We start from the raw sequence: 15296 nt of genomic DNA, 5'->3' as shown, positions 1-15296 counted from the left end.
GTCGCCGAGTGCGCGCCCCACCACCTGCACACCCCAGCCGGTCACCCGGCACCGGAAACGGTCGGTCAGACCGGTCCCCCACATCCCCACCAGATCGAGCCCGCCTCATTTCAAAGGAGAAATGCCATGGCACCGATGCGAATTCGACCCGGCGCGACCGTCACCGCGGCCGCCTGCGCGGGTGCACTGCTGGCCACCAGCGCCTGTGGCGGTGGTACCGGATCCGGATCCGACACGATCGTCATCGGATACTCCGGTCCGCTGAGCGGAGGCGCGGCCGTCTACGGGAAGAACATCCAGGACGGCCTGCAACTCGCGATCGACGACCTGAACGAACGCGGCGTCACCGTCGACGGCGAGGAATACCGGGTGGAGCTGCAGTCGCTGGACGACCAGTACGCCCCCGACGCAGCCGCGACCAACGCTCAGCGTCTCGCAGAGCAGGACGACGCGGCCGTCGTCTTCATTCCGCACGCCGGCGGTATTCAGGCCGCGCAGGAACTCAACTCCAGCCGCACCGAATTCCTGCTGGGCGCCTACAGCTCCGATCCGAAGATCGTCGAGCAGGGCAACGAACTGACGATGATGATCCCGCCGAGCTTCACGAGCTACGCCGAGCCGTTCGTCGACAAACTCACGGAGAACGGTGAGAGCAAACTCGGGCTGCTGGGCACGTCCAGCGAGTACGGCCAGGAGTGGACCAAACTCGTGACCGAGGAATGGAAGAGCCGCGGCGGGCAGGTGCTCAGCGACAACAGCATCGACTACGCCACCGTGTCCGACTTCGCGGGCCCCGTCTCACGGACCCTTGCCGATAACCCCGACGTGATCTTCCTCGGCGGACCGTCACAGCCGACCGCGGTGATCATCGAGGAGGCACGCCGGCAGGGCTACGAGGGTTCGTTCCTCGTCATGGACCAGGCGAAGTTCGAGGAGATGGAGGAGTTCACCGAGCCGGAGAACCTCAACAACGCCATCGGGGTCAAACCGGTGCGGGATTACGACGACCCGGGTACCGACGACCTGCTCGATGCCTACGCCGAGAAGGTCACCAAGAAGCAGCCGGTGACGAGCGAGGTCGCGCTCAACTACCAGAGCGCCGCCATCGTCGTCACGGCCATGCAGCAGGCGGGAAGCATCGACGACTCGGCGGCGATTCGCGAGGCCATCCCGGACGCGATAGGCGAGGTCGACGAGCACTTCCACGTCTCGGGATTCCCCACCGAGATCACCGACGCCGGGCACCTGCGCAACAAGGATCTGGAAGCCGCCTACCGCACGCCGGAGGGCGAGTACGAGTACCTGCCGATCGAACAGCCCGACGAGTGATCGGCCCGACCGTGCCCACGGACTGCCGACGACCCTCCAAGGACGGCACATGACCCTGTTCATCCAACAGCTGTTCGACGGCCTCGCACTCGGCGGCGTGTACTGCCTGGCCGCGATCGGGCTGACCCTCATCTTCGGTGTACTCCGGATCCCGAACCTGGCCCACGGCACGCTGTACATGCTGGGCGCCTACGTCACGTATTTCTTCCTCGTGACGGTCGGCGTTCCCTACGTCGCCGCGATCGGCCTCGCCGCGGTCGTCCTGGCCGTCATCGGCGTGCTGCTGGAACGAATCGTGTTCCATCCGCTCCGCAACGCGCCGCACACCCATCACATGATCGCCGCGGTCGGTGCAATGTTCTTCTTCCAGGCGGTCGCACAGGCCATCTGGGGAGCCGACTTCCGGCGCATGGAATCGCCGATCAGCGGGAGCGTGACGATCCTGGGCGCGCAGATCTCGTGGCAACGGATCGTCATCGTCGTCACGGCGGTGATCGTGCTGGGACTGCTGACCTGGTTCATCAAACGGTCGATCCACGGCCAGACCATCGAGGCCATCGAGCAGGACCGCACCGGCTCCTCGCTCGTGGGGATCAGTCCCAGCCGGGTCTCCATGCTCACGTTCGGGCTCGCGGCGGCGCTGGCCACCGTCGCCGCGGGGCTCGTGGCCCCCATCAACCTGCTGGCACCCACGATGGGCGACGCGCTCAGCCTCAAGGTGTTCGCGATCATCATCCTGGGCGGTCTCGGCTCGCTGCCCGGCGCCATCGTGGGAGGTTTCACCCTGGCACTCGCCGAGGTGATGACCTCGACCTACGTCTCCGCGGCCGCCGGTGAGGGCATCGCGTTCGTGGTCATCGTGCTCGTGCTGGCTATCCGGCCCACCGGGCTCTTCGCAAGGGCGGTGCAACGATGACGACCACCACTTTCTCACCTCAACGGCTCGGCACGCTGCTCGTGGCGCTGGCTCTGCTGCTGGCACCGTTGACGCTCGGCGGCGAGGAATACGTGCTGCGCGTGCTGACCGTCGGAGCGACCTATGCCATCGCCGTCTACGGCATGAACCTGATTCTGGGCCTGACCGGCCAGCTGTCCCTGGCACACGGTGGATTCTTCGGCATCGGGGTGTACATCGTGGGGCTGTTGACCACCGACTACGACTGGGCGTTCTGGCCGTCGTTCCTGGTGGCCGTGCTCGTCACGGGCCTCGGCGGTTTCGTGGCGGGCATCGTGGCGCTGCGCACCCGCGAGGAGTACTTCGCCATCTTCACCATGGCGATGGGCTTCATCATCTTCCTCGTGATCAGCCGCTGGGAGTCGGTCACGCACGCCCATTCCGGGGTCAGCGGGGTGAAGTTCCCCGAAGGTTTCGGACTGTTCGACTTCTCCGAACCCGTCGTCATGTACTACCTGGTGCTGCTGTTCCTCCTCGGCGCGGGCTACGTCACCCATGCCGTTCGACGTTCGGGTATCGGCCGCACGCTCGTGGCGATCCGCACCTCGGAGGATCTGGCGCGCTCCATCGGCGTCAATGTCGGGCTGAACAAGCAGCTCGCCTTCGCGGCATCAACCACCTTCGCCGGTGTGGCCGGCGGACTGTTCGCCGCGGTCCAGGGTTTCGTCGGGCCGAGCGCCGCCAGTCTCGATCTCACCTTCGAGATGCTCATGTTCATTCTCGTCGGAGGGCTCGGCACGGTGCTGGGGCCGGTGGTCGGCACCTTCCTCGTGCTGTTCCTGTTCGAGTTCTTCCAGGATTTCGAGGCCTACCGCTTCCTCGTACTCGGACCGATCATCGTGGTGCTGGTGATCTTCGCCCCGCGCGGCATCGTGGGCTATCTGAACGCGTTCGTCGGAAAACTCCGTTCCCGCGCGGCCGGCGCCGGCAACGGCTCCGGCGGCCCGCCGGAACACCGGTCGTCCGACACCGCCACCGACGTGAAGGAGACGTTGTGACGCTGCTCGAAGTGCGCGGCCTCGGCAAACATTTCTCCGGGCTGCACGCGGTCGACGACGTCGATCTCGACGTCGCCGCCGGCCGGATCACGGCCATCATCGGACCCAACGGCGCGGGAAAGTCCACATTGTTCAACCTGCTGGCCGGGTTCTACCGGCCGACGTCGGGCAGTGTGCGGTTCAAGGACCGGGACATCACGGGCATGAGCCCGCACCGCACGGTGGCGCACGGCATCGCCCGCACCTTCCAGACCACGAACCTCTTCGAGGACGCGACGGTGCTGGACAACGTGCTCTCGGGCAGGATCGTGCGGTCGCACTCCACCGTCTTCGACGCGGTGCTGCGCACTCCACGGCACCGCAAGGAGGAGCGGCACAACCTCGACAAGGCGATGGCCGCGCTGGAGTTCACCGGGATCGCCGAGTACCGCGACGAGATCGCCTCTAGCGTGCCGCAGGAGGTGCAGAAGCGCGTGTCCATCGCGTTGGCGTTGGCCACCGAACCCGAGCTGTTGCTGCTGGACGAGCCGGCGGCCGGCCTCACCGAGGAGGAGACGGTCGGTTTCGCACAGCTGATCCGCAACATCGTCGCCGACGGCGTCACCGTGGGTCTGGTCGAGCACCGCATGTCGATGGTGATGAGCTTGGCCGATCACATCCTGGTGCTCGACCACGGCAAGGAGATCGCCTCCGGTACGCCGGAGACGGTCCGGACCGATCCACAGGTGATCGAGGCCTATCTCGGCGCCGATCACCAGGATCAGGAAGGTGCTGGCTGATGTTGACCGTGCGCGGATTGTCCGCCGGATACGACGCCGTCGACGTGCTGCACGCGGTCGACATCACGGCGCGAGCCGGCGAACTCACCGTCGTGCTCGGTGCCAACGGTTCGGGCAAGACGACGATGTTCCGCACCATCAGCGGGATCGTGCGGCCCAGTGCCGGCAGCATCGACTTCGACGGCAGGCAGCTTCCCGACTTGTCCGCCGACAGCATCGTCAAGGCGGGCCTGGCGCACTGCCCAGAGGGGCGGCACCTGTTCGCCAAGATGCCGGTGGAGAAGAACCTCATGCTCGGCGGATACGTCCGCAGGCGCAACCGCGGGCGGGTGCGGGAACTGCTCGAACACGTCTACGAGCTGTTCCCGATCCTGCACGACAAACGCCACCAGCCGGCGGGCACGCTGTCCGGCGGCCAGCAACAGATGGCCGCCATCGGCAGATCACTGATGTCGGATCCGAGCCTGCTGATCCTCGACGAACCGTCGATGGGGCTGGCGCCGCTGGTCACCGCGCAGGTGCTGGACGCAGTCGCGCAGATCAATCGCGACGGCATCGGCGTGCTGCTCGCCGAGCAGAACGCCCAGGCCGCGTTGCGCATCGGTCACCACGGGTTCGTTCTGGCCGAGGGGCGCGTGGTGCTGTCGGGCACGGCGTCCGAGCTGCTCGACCATCCCGACGTACGCGAGGCGTATCTCGGCGTGTGAGACCGCAGCAACGATGAGGCTCCGGGTGCGGGGGCGCCGACGACGTCCTCGCACCCGGAGCCGATCACGGCAGGTAGAGGTCGCACGGCCCGGCGTCGACGGCTTCGATCTCGCCGGCGGAGCGCTCCGCGAGCCAGTCCTCGAACGGGGCCACGTCGGTGACGGCCACCGTGAAGGTGACATCGGCACCGTAGTCGATGTCACGCAGCACGTACGGCGAGTTGCGCAGGTCGTTCTCGACCCGCCCTGCGCGGTCGTGGGGCACGGACAGCATCAGCTCGCGATGCCGCACCCGCCTCAGCCGGCCGACCAGGTCCAACGTCTCGGCCAGCACACCCGAATAGGCGCGGATCAGCCCGCCCGCACCGAGTTTCGTGCCGCCGAACCAGCGGGACACGACGGCCACGACGTCGGTCACGTCGCGGCGGGTCAGCACCTCCAGCATCGGCGCGCCCGCGGTGCCACCGGGTTCACCGTCGTCATTGCTTCGCGCGATCAGCCTGCCGGTCTCCGGGTCGCCGATCCGCATGGCCGTGCAGTGGTGGTTGGCGTCCGGCCCTTCCTTGCGGACACGGGCGATCAGCGCCGTCGCCTCGTCGACGTCGTCGATCCGCGCAACGACACACCGGAACCGGGACCGCTGGATCTCGACCTCGTGTTCACCGTCGCGCGCAATCACACCCACACCGGTGAGTCTAGGCGACCCGCGCAGGGACACATCAGCGGTGAGGATTCCGCGGCACCGGAGCCGGATCGACCGACACCGACCGGTCACGTGTCCACTGTGGCTGGTCCGACACCGGCGAGCCCGCCGTCGATCAGTTCGACGGCACTCCGTAGCCACCGCCGCCTCCGGATTCGCAGCGCAACGTGTCACCGCGCCGCACCCGCAGACTGTTCACCTTGAGCAGCTGCCGCTCGTCCGGCCTGCCGGGGTTCAGCACGACCCGCGGCGGCGCTCCGGCTTCGCCACCGAACGCGCCCCACGCCGGCGTGACGGAACGTTCCCACCACAGCGACAGATCCTGATCGGCTTCCATCACGTACTCGCGCACCACCCCGTCGCCACCGCGCCAGCGGCCGGCGCCACCGGAGCCGTGGCGGATGCCGTAGCGGATCACCCGCACCGGATACAGCGTTTCGACCACTTCGATCGGCAGGTCGCGCAGCGATCCGTTCACGTTGTTGATCAGGGCCGTCTCCCCGTCACTGCCGTGCCAGGCACCCCAACCGCCGACGGTGGCCTCCAAGGTCACGAACGGCTGGCCGGTGCGCGGGTTCAGCTCCCCTGCGAACTGCACGATCATCGAGTCCCCGTAGCTGGCCGCGGCGACCTGTTCCGGCATCGCCGGCGCGAGTGCCCTGACCACGAGGTCGATGAGCATGCCGAGGCTGGAGTAGTAGTACTGGCAGGCGGCGGGCTCGCGCGCGCCGAGCATCGAGCCGTCCCGTACCTGCACGTCCAGTGGGACGAACGAACCGCCGTTGAGGCTGACCGACGGTGAGATCAGCAGTTTGTAGCCGACGCGCGCGGCCGAGACCGCCTGCGACCGCCCGCAGTTCACCGGCCCGGTGGCCTGGTCCGCACAGTCGGTCAGATCGACCGTCATGTGCTCGCCCACGACGGTGACCCGGACCGTGACGTGCAACGGGGTGTCGAGGTCGATACCGTCGTTGTCCAGCCAGCCCGTGGCTTCGTACTCACCGTCCGGGATCGCGGCGATACGTTCCCGTTCGAGCCGCTCGGTCTGCGCGAAGATCTCTCCGCGTGCCGCGTCGACCGTCTCGGCTCCGTAGCGTGCGAACAACTCCCCGAGCCGGCGAACCCCCATGCGCGCACAGGCGACCTGCGCACGCATGTCCCCGAGGGTCACGTACGGGAAGCGCACGTTCGTCTCGATCATGCGGAGGACGTCCGGGTTCTCCTCGCCCGCGACGACGATCCTCGTGGGGCCCATCCGCAGACCCTCCTGGTAGATCGTGGTCGAATCCATCGAGCCACCGGGGTCCTTCGAGCCCATGTCGATCCAGTGCGCTCGGGACGCCGCGAAACCGACGAGTTCGCCCGACACGAAGATCGGCGCGTACACGGTGCAGTCGTTGAGGTGAGTGCCGCCGACGTAGGAGTCGTTGAGGACCCACACGTCCCCCGGCTCCCAGATGTCCGGTCCGAATCGCTCCTCGGTGTGGCGCGTGCACTCCTCCAGATTGCCCAGAAAGATCGGCAGCCCGGAGGACTGGCCGAGGACCCGATGCTGCCGGTCGAGCAGTGCGACCGCGCAGTCCTTGCCCTCGTAGATCGTCGGGGTGTACGCCGAGCGGATCAGCGTCATGTTCATGTCCTCGGCAGCCTGGATGAGGGCCGAGCGGATGATCTCCGTGGTCACCGGGCTGAGCGTCATGCGTGCGCCTCCAGTTCCGGCCGGGCGGCCAGCGTCATGATCAGGAACTCGTTGTCGTCGACCCGCAACCGTGCTCCCGGAGGTACGACCGTCGTCGAGGTTTCCTCGTGCACGATCGCCGGGCCGGACAGCTCGGCACCGACCGGCAGTGCGGCGCGGGGCACGATCGTCGTCGGCCACGGGGCTCCGTCGAAAACGACGTCGCGGACGACGGGCTCGGATGTCTCGGCCGCCGCGGCGCCGTACTGCGCGTCGACCCGTTCGACGAGACCGTGGCCGGTGGTGCGCAGAGCGACGAACTGGACGGGAGCGCCGGGAGTGGCATGCCCGTAGCGCTTCTCGTGTTCCTCGGCGAACCGCTGCTCGATGTCGGCGAGAAAACCGGGCGCCGTGACGTCATCGGCCTCGCTGAGCGGGACGGTGAGGGTGTAGTCCTGGCTCTCGTAGCGCATGTCGATGCCGTGCCCGACCTGCCTGCGCTCCGCTTCGATACCCTGTTCGGCGAGCGCGTTCGAGGCCTGGTCGTGCAGCGTGCGCAACGCTGTGTCGAGAGCCGCCGTGTCCAGGTCGGCGCCCGTGGCGAAGAACTGCATCGAGAAGTCCCGCCGCACGTCGGCCTCGAGCATCCCCCATGCCGAGAAGGCGCCGGGGAACCGCGGCACGACCACCTCGGTCACCCCGATCTCCTGTGCGATGAACGCGGCGTGCATGGGTCCCGCTCCGCCGAAGGCGAGCAGGGCGAACTGCCCCGGTTCGCGGCCGTGTTCGACGGTCAGCGTGCGGATCGCCTGCGCCATCTTGGCGTTGCCCACGTCGCAGATACCCGATGCCAGTTCCACGGCGTCCATGCCGAGGTGGTCCGCCAGGGTCGCGACCGCGTCCCTGGCGGCCGCGACGTCCAACCTCATGCCACCGGCGAACGATTCCGGATCCACCCTGCCGAGCACGCAGTTCGCGTCCGTCACGGTCGGCCGGGTGCCACCGCGCCCATAGCACGCGGGTCCGGGTACCGCGCCCGCCGACTCCGGGCCCACCCGCAGCGCCCCGCCTTCGGCGTAGGCGAGCGATCCCCCGCCCGCGCCGACGGTGTGCAGGTTGACCAGCGGCATGAGGAGCGGAAATCCTTCGACCTCGCCGTCCGGGGAGACGTCGGGCCGGTGATCGAGCACCAGCGACACGTCGAACGACGTGCCTCCCATGTCGATGCAGATGACGTTCGGCCGGTCGAGCAGCCTGCTCACCGCGACTCCGCCCATCGTGCCGCCGACCGGTCCGGACAACAGCGTCTGCAGCGGATGCCGCCGTGCGAAGTCGGCGTTGACCAGACCGCCGGAGGACTGCATCACGTGCACCGGCACGTCCATCCCCTTCTCGGAGAACCGGTCCTCGATCTCGTCGAGATAGCGATGCACGGACGGGCCCGTGTACGCCTCCAACACGGTCGTCGACGTGCGCTCGTACTCCCGCCATTCCGGTGCCACCTCGTGCGAGAGCACCACGAGCGCCTCGTCGCCGAGCTCCTCGCGAAGGATGCGGCCTGCACGCTCCTCGTGGGAACCGTCCAGGAAGGAGAACAACAGGCACACCGCAACGGCATCGAAGCCCTCTTCCCTGACCCGTTTCGCCACGAGCCGGACAGCGTCCTCGTCCAGGGGTTCCAGCTCGGCGCCGCTCGCATCGAACCGGCCGCCGACCTCGACGATGTCGTCGCGTGGCACCAACGGAGTCTGCTTGCGATAGTGCAGATCGAACAGTCGGCTGCGGTTCCCGCGGGCGATCCGGTACACATCCCCGATGCCTTCGCTGGTCATGATCAGCACATCGGCGCCGCGCCGCTCCAGCAGTGCGTTCAGCCCCTGTGTCGTGCCGTGCACGAAGAATCCGACCTCGCTCAACGGCAACCGGAGCCGCTCGAGCGCGTCGAACACTCCTCGCGCCAGATCGTCGGGCGTGGTCAGCACCTTGCCCGCCTGCATCTGCCCCGACGTTTCGTCGCAACTGACCACGTCGGTGAAGGTGCCGCCGATGTCCATGGCTACCCGGTATGTCATCACAATCTCCTTGAAGTGCGCTCGGCCGAGCTGAAGTGCGCTCAGTCGAGCGCTCGCCCTTCGGTTTCCGGAAGTGGGAACACGGCCAACAGCGCGACGATCAGGAACGCCATGATCGATGCGATGGTCACGCCGGCGGTGACACCGTTGTCCATCATCGCGCCGATGACCGGGACGGAGACGGAGTGCGCCAGCAGGATGGCCGAGGTGGTGAACGAGTAGCCGCGGCCCCGCAGACTCGTCGGCAGGATCTCGCCGGACCAGGTGTTCCAGATTCCCCATGCGCCGAGCGAGAAGAACGCGAGAATCAGGTTTCCGGTGTACATCTGGCCCGGACCGGTGGCCAACCCGAACAGCACGCCGCCGACCACGGCGCCGCACACGAAGCCCACGAAGACCTTCTTGCGGCCGTACCGACCGGTCAGCCACGCCGCAAGCAGGTAGCCCGGCACCGAGACGAGTTGGCTCACCGCGACGAACCACAGGGCGCCGGACACGCTCATACCGCGGTCCTCGAGCAGCACCGGCAGCCAGGTCTGCAGTCCCCAATAGCCCCAGCTGAACGTGAACGCCACGAGCACCAACAGGGCGAACCGCCGCCGGATCGCCGGCGCGAACAGGCCGCGGACCACACCGCCGGCGCCCTGCTCGTCAACCCGGAAGAGCGTGTCTTCCGGGACTGCCGCGCCGAATCCGCGTAGCACCCGGGCGGCCTCGCGGTGCCGGTTCTGTTTGGCCAGCCAGTACGGCGACTCCGGTACCCACCGGATCACCGCAAAGGCCCACAGCCCGGCCAGTGCGGCCACGATCGCGACCACGCGCCAGCTGATCGGCCCGAGCGCCTGGCTGACGAGGATGCACAACAGCGTTCCGACGGGGAACCCGATGGACAACGCCACCGCACCGCGGCCCCGCCACGCCGTCGGCAGCAGTTCCATGAAGTACGGGAACGTGGTCGCGTACACGCCCCCGAAGGCGACACCGGACAACAGCCGCAGTATCAGGAACATCCAGAACTCGGGCGAGATGCCGGCCAGCAGCGCCAGCGCCGCGTAGAGCAGCAGGCTGTAGACCGTGACGCGACGCCTGCCGAGCCTGTCGATGAACACACCCCACAGCAATGCACCCGGCACCATGCCGAAGGCGACCGCGGACAGCGCCCACCCCAGTTCGGTGTTGCTGATCCCGAAATCGGCCGCGATCCCACCGGAGACGTAGACCAGCCCGACCTGTTCCCACGCCTCGATGACGAACGTGATGAACAGGACCGCCGCAGCGACGACGTGCCTGCGGCTCACGACCATCGTGTCGCAGACGTCGCCGACGGACGGGCCGGTGGCAGGAGTGCCTGCGGTGCCGACACCGTCCCCGGATGCAGCAGGGCTGTCGTGAGTGTTCATCGCACGCTCCAGACACAACGTTGTGAGTCAAAACGTTTTGATGGACGTATCGAACGCCTCCGGTCCCGCCGTTGTCAAGACCACATCCGCCGTCGAACCGCCGACCGTGCGCACAGGTCGGCGCCACGCGGGCCCGCCCTGTACGTGCCCTCCGGGCCGGTGGGGGATACTTCGCCGGAGACATGGCAGACCGGCGGCAAGGAGGGCGGGTGTCGGGGCGACGGGTCACCATCCGCGACGTGGCCGAGCGTGCCGACGTGTCGATCAGCACCGTCTCCCACGCGTTCTCCGGAAGCAGGCCGATCTCCGCGGAGACCAGGGAACGCATCACCCGCGCGGCCAACGAGCTCGGCTACGAGCCCAACCCGAGTGCCCGGTCACTGCGCACCGGTCGTTCCGGCATCGTCGGGTTGATCCTGCGGCCGCGGTTCGCACTGGTCGGAACCTCCGACCGCGCGGAGACATTCAACCGGCTGGTCGGGTCGGTCGCCACGGAGGCGCTGCGCCGCAAGACAGGCCTCATCCACGTGCCGGACATCGACGACCCACGCGCCGCCAAGGTGCCAATGGACGGCTGCATCGTGGCGCACCCGTACTCCGGGGACCGCGTCCTCACCGAGGTACTGCGCCGTCACATTCCCGTCGTGACCGTGGAGGAGGATCCGGAGCGACCGGAACTACCGTGGGCCGTACGGCTCGACTACCCACCCGTCGTGGACCGGCTGCTCGATCACCTGAAAAGCCAGCACGCCTCGGACATCATGCTGCTCACCGGCACGGAGAGCAACGCGTGGAACGTCCGCACCAGGGAAAGCTATCGGGCGTGGTGCCGGACAAACGGCGTTCCGGCGCGGATCGACGAGCTCAGCGAAGGCCTGACCCACGAGGAAGCCGCGCAGCTGATCGGGCCGCTGCTCGCGGCACCCGACCGCCCCGACGCGATCGTCGTGGCCACGAGCGATTTCGCCGCACTCATCGCCAGGATCGCGGCGGCACAAGGCGTCCGAGTTCCCGACGAACTCATGATCGCGTCCTTCACCGACAGCGAGCACTCCCGCACCGCCGACCCGGCGATCACCGCCATGGACCTCAACCACGAGAACCTCGCCAAAGAGGCGGTCGAACTGATGCTGGCCCGCATCGCCGGCGCGGAGGCCCCGGAGAAACCGGTGGTGATCTCACCGGTGTTGCACCTACGAGCCTCCACTCTGCGCTCGCCGCACTGACGCGCCGCCAGTGCCGCGGTCAGGCGTTCCCGTCCCGGTGAGCCGGTGGAACGGGAGCCTGCAGGCCGAAGTGGACACCCAGCATGCGGATGACGAAGCACACCCCGACCGCGGCCAACGCCGCCCACACCCCATATATGCCCGCACGGATCGTCACCACCGTGACCGCGGCTCCGATCAATGCCGGAATGGCGTACAGATCACTCTGCAGCACTGACGGCACTCTCCGGACCAGCGTGTCGCGAATGGTTCCACCGCCCACCGCGGTGACGCCACCCAGCAGGATCGCCGGCGTGACGTCGAGGCCCGCTTCGAGCGCCGTACTCGCTCCGATCACCGCGAACGTGCTCAACCCGACGGCGTCCAGCACGTTGATGGGGGTTTCCAGCCGGTCGAGCCACTGACTCAGCGCGAAAGCCACCAGCCCGCCGCCACCTGCCAGCGCGAGGTACGGCCACTGCTGGAACGCGGTGGGCGGCACGGCACCGATCAGCACGTCACGCATGATCCCGCCGCCCAACGCCGTGATCATGCCCAGGGTGACGACTCCGACGATGTCGAGCCGCGCCGCCCGCACCGCCGTCAACGCGCCGTTGAGCGCGAACGCGAACGTTCCTGTGAAGTCCAGCGCCAACAACAACGGTGGTGCGGTCGACATGCGTGGGGTCCTTCGTCCTGGCGATCACGGACCAGCGGTACAGCCGGCTCACCGTGCACGGTAAGCCATGGGCCGCCGCACCGGCCGCGGCCACGCCCGCTCAGACCCGCAACCCGAACACCGGACCATCTCGGCACACGAGCGGAGCCTCGACCAGGCTTCTCAGCGCCGTCACCCGTGTTTTCCGGCTGAAAGGGAAGGGTGCTCCGTCCCGACGAGATCGCCGTATTGCGGCAGGCCTACGCAGGCACCGCTCGGCGCTGGTTGATCGTGGCACTGGTGTCGTTGATGGCCGCCGTCATTCGACGATCGTCGCCCTCTCGACCGACACGCCCCGGAATATCTACTCGGCCGAACCGACGCCGTGACGGCCACAGTGGATTCGGTTCACACCACCGGCGCTGCGGCCGCAACCGCAAGACGGAATACCGAGTGCCCATCCACTGGGACGTGCTCGGAGAGCGTGACCACGGCGACTACCGGCTGTGTGGCCACGCACCGCGCAAGGCGAGACCGTCGGAGTGTGGATCGCTGCCAGCAGCCGGGTGCACTCCGAATCAACCACTGAGTCCAGGGTCCTGGCCGTGCTCTCGCTGACCCTGACGGCGATCTGTTGGCGTTCGGCAGCTACGTCATCGTCATGCCACGTCGCCAGTGGCGGCGTTTGCTGGACCCTGGCAGCCACCCGCTCACTCCACCGGTGCCCGTCCGCGTGACAGTGGGCAAGAAGGTCCGGCTGCGGACCGACGCCCCCAGTCCCTCGCTCCCGACATCCCGCCGGGTCACGGTGCACCCGTGCTCCACTCGCGCTACGACTCACCACCGTCCACGCAGGTCAGGAGTGGGGTCGCGGGATCGTGGTGGCTGCACCTGACCCCCGACGCCGGTTCGCGACGTCGACCCGGTCTGTTGGTACGCGGGCACAAACGCTGTTGGAGCGACCTTGACCGCGACTTTCGGCCCGTGAAGCCGTTGCGGCCACACCACCCGGCCCGACCAGCGCCCCGCGACACCGCATCTCCCCGCCCACCACCTCAGGCAGGCTGCGGCCGAGAACGGACCGGCGCGAACACCGTGTCTCGACGAGTCTCCTCAGCGGCGCAACGTCGCCGACGGGCTGACGCCGAACTCCCGCCGGTAGGCCGCCGCGAACCGGCCCAGATGCATGAAACCCCACCGGGTGGCCCCATCCGCAACGGTCTCCACCCGGTCGTGCAGCAGGTCCTCGTGCACTCGTCGTAGCCGGATCCGGCGCAGCGCCTCCGTCGGCGTTTCACCCCGATAGCGTTGGAAGCTCTGCTGCACCCGGCGGATGCCCACCCCGGCGCACCGCGCGATGTCGGCCGAACCCCACGCCCGCGCCGGATCCGCCTCCATCGCGTCGACCACCCGCGCGACGATCCGCGGGCAGACGTCCCCGGTCTCCGGTTCGGCCGGGAAACAGGCGGTGACGAACGCCGCCGTGAGCGTGGCGCCCAACCGCTCCCGCACCGCGCGGCGCGCCAGCAGGTCCGGCGAACGGAGGCTCTGCGCTCCGATCGAGGTGAGCAGCGCCAGCCACGCTTGCGCCGCTTCGGTGCGCAGGTCCAGCTGAGCGGGCATGTCCTGGGCGGTGAGCCCGACGAGCGCGACGAGTTCGTCGGCGAGATACTCCGCGTCGACCCGCATTCCGAGGATGGAACAGTCGGCCGACCAGCGGCTCATCAACGTATGCGTGTCGGGAGGGCACACGGTCGCCTGCCCTTCCAGCGACAACACGGAACGTCCGCTGACCCGGGCATCGAGCAGTCCACTGCGCGGCACGTTCACCGCCCAGCCGCCGGGATGGTCCGAGCGCACGCTCACCTCGGCGCCCCATCCGATCCGGGTCAGCCGCACGGGCCCCAGATCGACCTTGCGCAGCTCCGCGGGCCCGACACCGTCGCGGAGCACGGTGAGTTCGTGGGGGAAGTAGGCATCGGCCACAGCCGCGGAGAAGTCCGGCAGCTCCTCCGCGGACGTCGCGACGCGAGCAGTGGGCATGGACACCTCCCGGTAATGCACGTGATCCACGACACGATACATCGCACTTCGGGAAGCGGACAGCGGCTGCGCTGAGCGGATCGCCGCAGCGCACGGACGCGCCTACGGTCAGCGGCACCCGTCAGACGAGGGCGAGACACGCCCCACCCACCGCTGGAGGAACCATGGATCCGAAGACGCTGCGAACGGCGTTCGGCCGGTTCGCCACCGGCGTCACCGTGATCACCTGCCGGTCGAGCGACGGCGAACCGCACGGGGCGACGGTGACGGCGTTCATGCCGGTCTCGCTCGACCCGCCGCTCATCACCGTCGCCCTGACCCGCACATCACGAGCCTGCAGCTACCTCGACGGCGCCCCGTTCGCGGTCAACGTGCTCGCCGCCGACCAGGTCGACGTCGCGATGAACTTCGCTGGTCGGCCGTCGGCCGACCCGATCCGGTGGGCGCCCGGCCCCACGGCACCGGTGCTGGCCGGCACGGCCGCCACCCTCTCCTGCACACCGCAACGCACCGACGACGGCGGCGACCACCTCCTGTTCCTCGGTGAGGTCGCCGCCGTGGAGACCACCGCGCGTCCCCCGCTGCTGTTCTCCGACAGCACGTTCGCCGAGGTCGGGGCGCCTGCATCCGAATCCGTCTGGACGGGTTCGTTCGACGACCCGCACTCCGGCTGGTTCGACGCCGCCTGTGACTTCACCCCGATTTCCGCCCGTCCGGCCTCGACCGTCGCCGGAACCACACCGCACGGGCGCCCGTAGTCGGCCCCGTC

At 68.3% G+C, this 15296-nt stretch carries 13 protein-coding genes; 7 read left to right on the top strand and 6 right to left on the bottom strand.

What is annotated here, in order from left to right:
- Positions 1-126: 126 nt before the first annotated feature.
- From FB384_RS17725 to FB384_RS17705, 5 genes are read left to right on the top strand one after another with little or no spacing between them, the layout of a single operon-like run.
- Entirely contained in the window at positions 127-1329 is a 1203-nt protein-coding gene (locus tag FB384_RS17725) for an ABC transporter substrate-binding protein (RefSeq protein ID WP_183784510.1), read from the top strand.
- Between the two features lie 49 nt (positions 1330-1378).
- Positions 1379-2245, top strand: a complete 867-nt coding sequence (locus FB384_RS17720; RefSeq protein WP_183784508.1) for a branched-chain amino acid ABC transporter permease — start codon at positions 1379-1381, stop codon at positions 2243-2245.
- On the top strand, positions 2242-3282 hold the full coding sequence (locus FB384_RS17715; protein WP_183784506.1) for a branched-chain amino acid ABC transporter permease: 1041 nt from the start codon (positions 2242-2244) through the stop codon (positions 3280-3282). Before FB384_RS17720 ends, FB384_RS17715 begins: the two co-directional genes overlap by 4 nt.
- Complete coding sequence (locus FB384_RS17710; RefSeq protein WP_183784504.1) at positions 3279-4061, top strand: ABC transporter ATP-binding protein; 783 nt, start codon at positions 3279-3281, stop codon at positions 4059-4061. The genes FB384_RS17715 and FB384_RS17710 overlap by 4 nt, the downstream gene beginning before the upstream one ends.
- A complete protein-coding gene (locus FB384_RS17705) occupies positions 4061-4768 on the top strand; it encodes an ABC transporter ATP-binding protein (protein WP_183784502.1) in 708 nt (235 codons plus the stop codon). The genes FB384_RS17710 and FB384_RS17705 overlap by 1 nt, the downstream gene beginning before the upstream one ends.
- Positions 4769-4832: 64 nt before the next feature.
- On the opposite strand, the gene FB384_RS17700 is transcribed toward FB384_RS17705, so the two are convergent.
- The 4 genes from FB384_RS17700 to FB384_RS17685 form a co-directional block, all read right to left on the bottom strand.
- Positions 4833-5453, bottom strand: a complete 621-nt coding sequence (locus FB384_RS17700; protein ID WP_183784500.1) for an IMPACT family protein — start codon at positions 5451-5453, stop codon at positions 4833-4835.
- A 133-nt stretch (positions 5454-5586) separates the two neighbouring features.
- The gene (locus FB384_RS17695; RefSeq protein ID WP_183784498.1) at positions 5587-7170 is read right to left on the bottom strand and encodes a hydantoinase B/oxoprolinase family protein; all 1584 of its coding nucleotides are present in this window, start codon (positions 7168-7170) and stop codon (positions 5587-5589) included.
- A complete protein-coding gene (locus FB384_RS17690; RefSeq protein WP_183784496.1) occupies positions 7167-9221 on the bottom strand; it encodes a hydantoinase/oxoprolinase family protein in 2055 nt (684 codons plus the stop codon). The genes FB384_RS17695 and FB384_RS17690 overlap by 4 nt, the downstream gene beginning before the upstream one ends.
- Before the next feature lie 41 nt (positions 9222-9262).
- Positions 9263-10621 (bottom strand): MFS transporter, encoded by a 1359-nt coding sequence (locus FB384_RS17685; protein ID WP_221212779.1) that lies wholly within the window; start codon positions 10619-10621, stop codon positions 9263-9265.
- Positions 10622-10830: 209 nt separating this feature from the next.
- On the opposite strand from FB384_RS17685, the gene FB384_RS17680 reads away from it, so the two are divergent.
- Positions 10831-11847: a LacI family DNA-binding transcriptional regulator gene (locus tag FB384_RS17680; protein WP_323985267.1), complete on the top strand. Its 1017-nt coding sequence runs from the start codon at positions 10831-10833 to the stop codon at positions 11845-11847.
- A 19-nt stretch (positions 11848-11866) separates the two neighbouring features.
- Here the strand turns inward: FB384_RS17680 and FB384_RS17675 are convergent, their stop codons facing one another.
- A complete protein-coding gene (locus tag FB384_RS17675; RefSeq protein ID WP_183784492.1) occupies positions 11867-12505 on the bottom strand; it encodes a trimeric intracellular cation channel family protein in 639 nt (212 codons plus the stop codon).
- 1092 nt (positions 12506-13597) lie between these two features.
- Entirely contained in the window at positions 13598-14527 is a 930-nt protein-coding gene (locus FB384_RS17670; RefSeq protein ID WP_183784490.1) for an AraC family transcriptional regulator, read from the bottom strand.
- A gap of 164 nt (positions 14528-14691) precedes the next feature.
- On the opposite strand from FB384_RS17670, the gene FB384_RS17665 reads away from it, so the two are divergent.
- The gene (locus FB384_RS17665; RefSeq protein WP_183784488.1) at positions 14692-15285 is read left to right on the top strand and encodes a flavin reductase family protein; all 594 of its coding nucleotides are present in this window, start codon (positions 14692-14694) and stop codon (positions 15283-15285) included.
- Positions 15286-15296 lie beyond the last annotated feature (11 nt).

The organism is Prauserella sediminis, assembly GCF_014195435.1.
In the GTDB taxonomy this organism is placed as follows: Bacteria; Actinomycetota; Actinomycetes; order Mycobacteriales; family Pseudonocardiaceae; genus Prauserella; species Prauserella salsuginis.
Note: the sequence above shows the minus strand (reverse complement) of the source record. Positions and strands in the feature narration are given on the sequence as shown.

Bases quoted from the DNA above. Each gene is read 5' to 3' on its own strand.
- FB384_RS17725 (WP_183784510.1), top strand. From the start codon at position 127: ATGGCACCGATGCGAATTCGACCCGGCGCGACCGTCACCGCGGCCGCC.
- FB384_RS17720 (WP_183784508.1), top strand. From the start codon at position 1,379: ATGACCCTGTTCATCCAACAGCTGTTCGACGGCCTCGCACTCGGCGGC.
- FB384_RS17715 (WP_183784506.1), top strand. From the start codon at position 2,242: ATGACGACCACCACTTTCTCACCTCAACGGCTCGGCACGCTGCTCGTG.
- FB384_RS17705 (WP_183784502.1), top strand. From the start codon at position 4,061: ATGTTGACCGTGCGCGGATTGTCCGCCGGATACGACGCCGTCGACGTG.
- FB384_RS17695 (WP_183784498.1), bottom strand. From the start codon at position 7,170: ATGACGCTCAGCCCGGTGACCACGGAGATCATCCGCTCGGCCCTCATC.
- FB384_RS17690 (WP_183784496.1), bottom strand. From the start codon at position 9,221: ATGACATACCGGGTAGCCATGGACATCGGCGGCACCTTCACCGACGTG.
- FB384_RS17685 (WP_221212779.1), bottom strand. From the start codon at position 10,621: ATGAACACTCACGACAGCCCTGCTGCATCCGGGGACGGTGTCGGCACC.
- FB384_RS17675 (WP_183784492.1), bottom strand. From the start codon at position 12,505: ATGTCGACCGCACCACCGTTGTTGTTGGCGCTGGACTTCACAGGAACG.
- FB384_RS17670 (WP_183784490.1), bottom strand. From the start codon at position 14,527: ATGCCCACTGCTCGCGTCGCGACGTCCGCGGAGGAGCTGCCGGACTTC.
- FB384_RS17665 (WP_183784488.1), top strand. From the start codon at position 14,692: ATGGATCCGAAGACGCTGCGAACGGCGTTCGGCCGGTTCGCCACCGGC.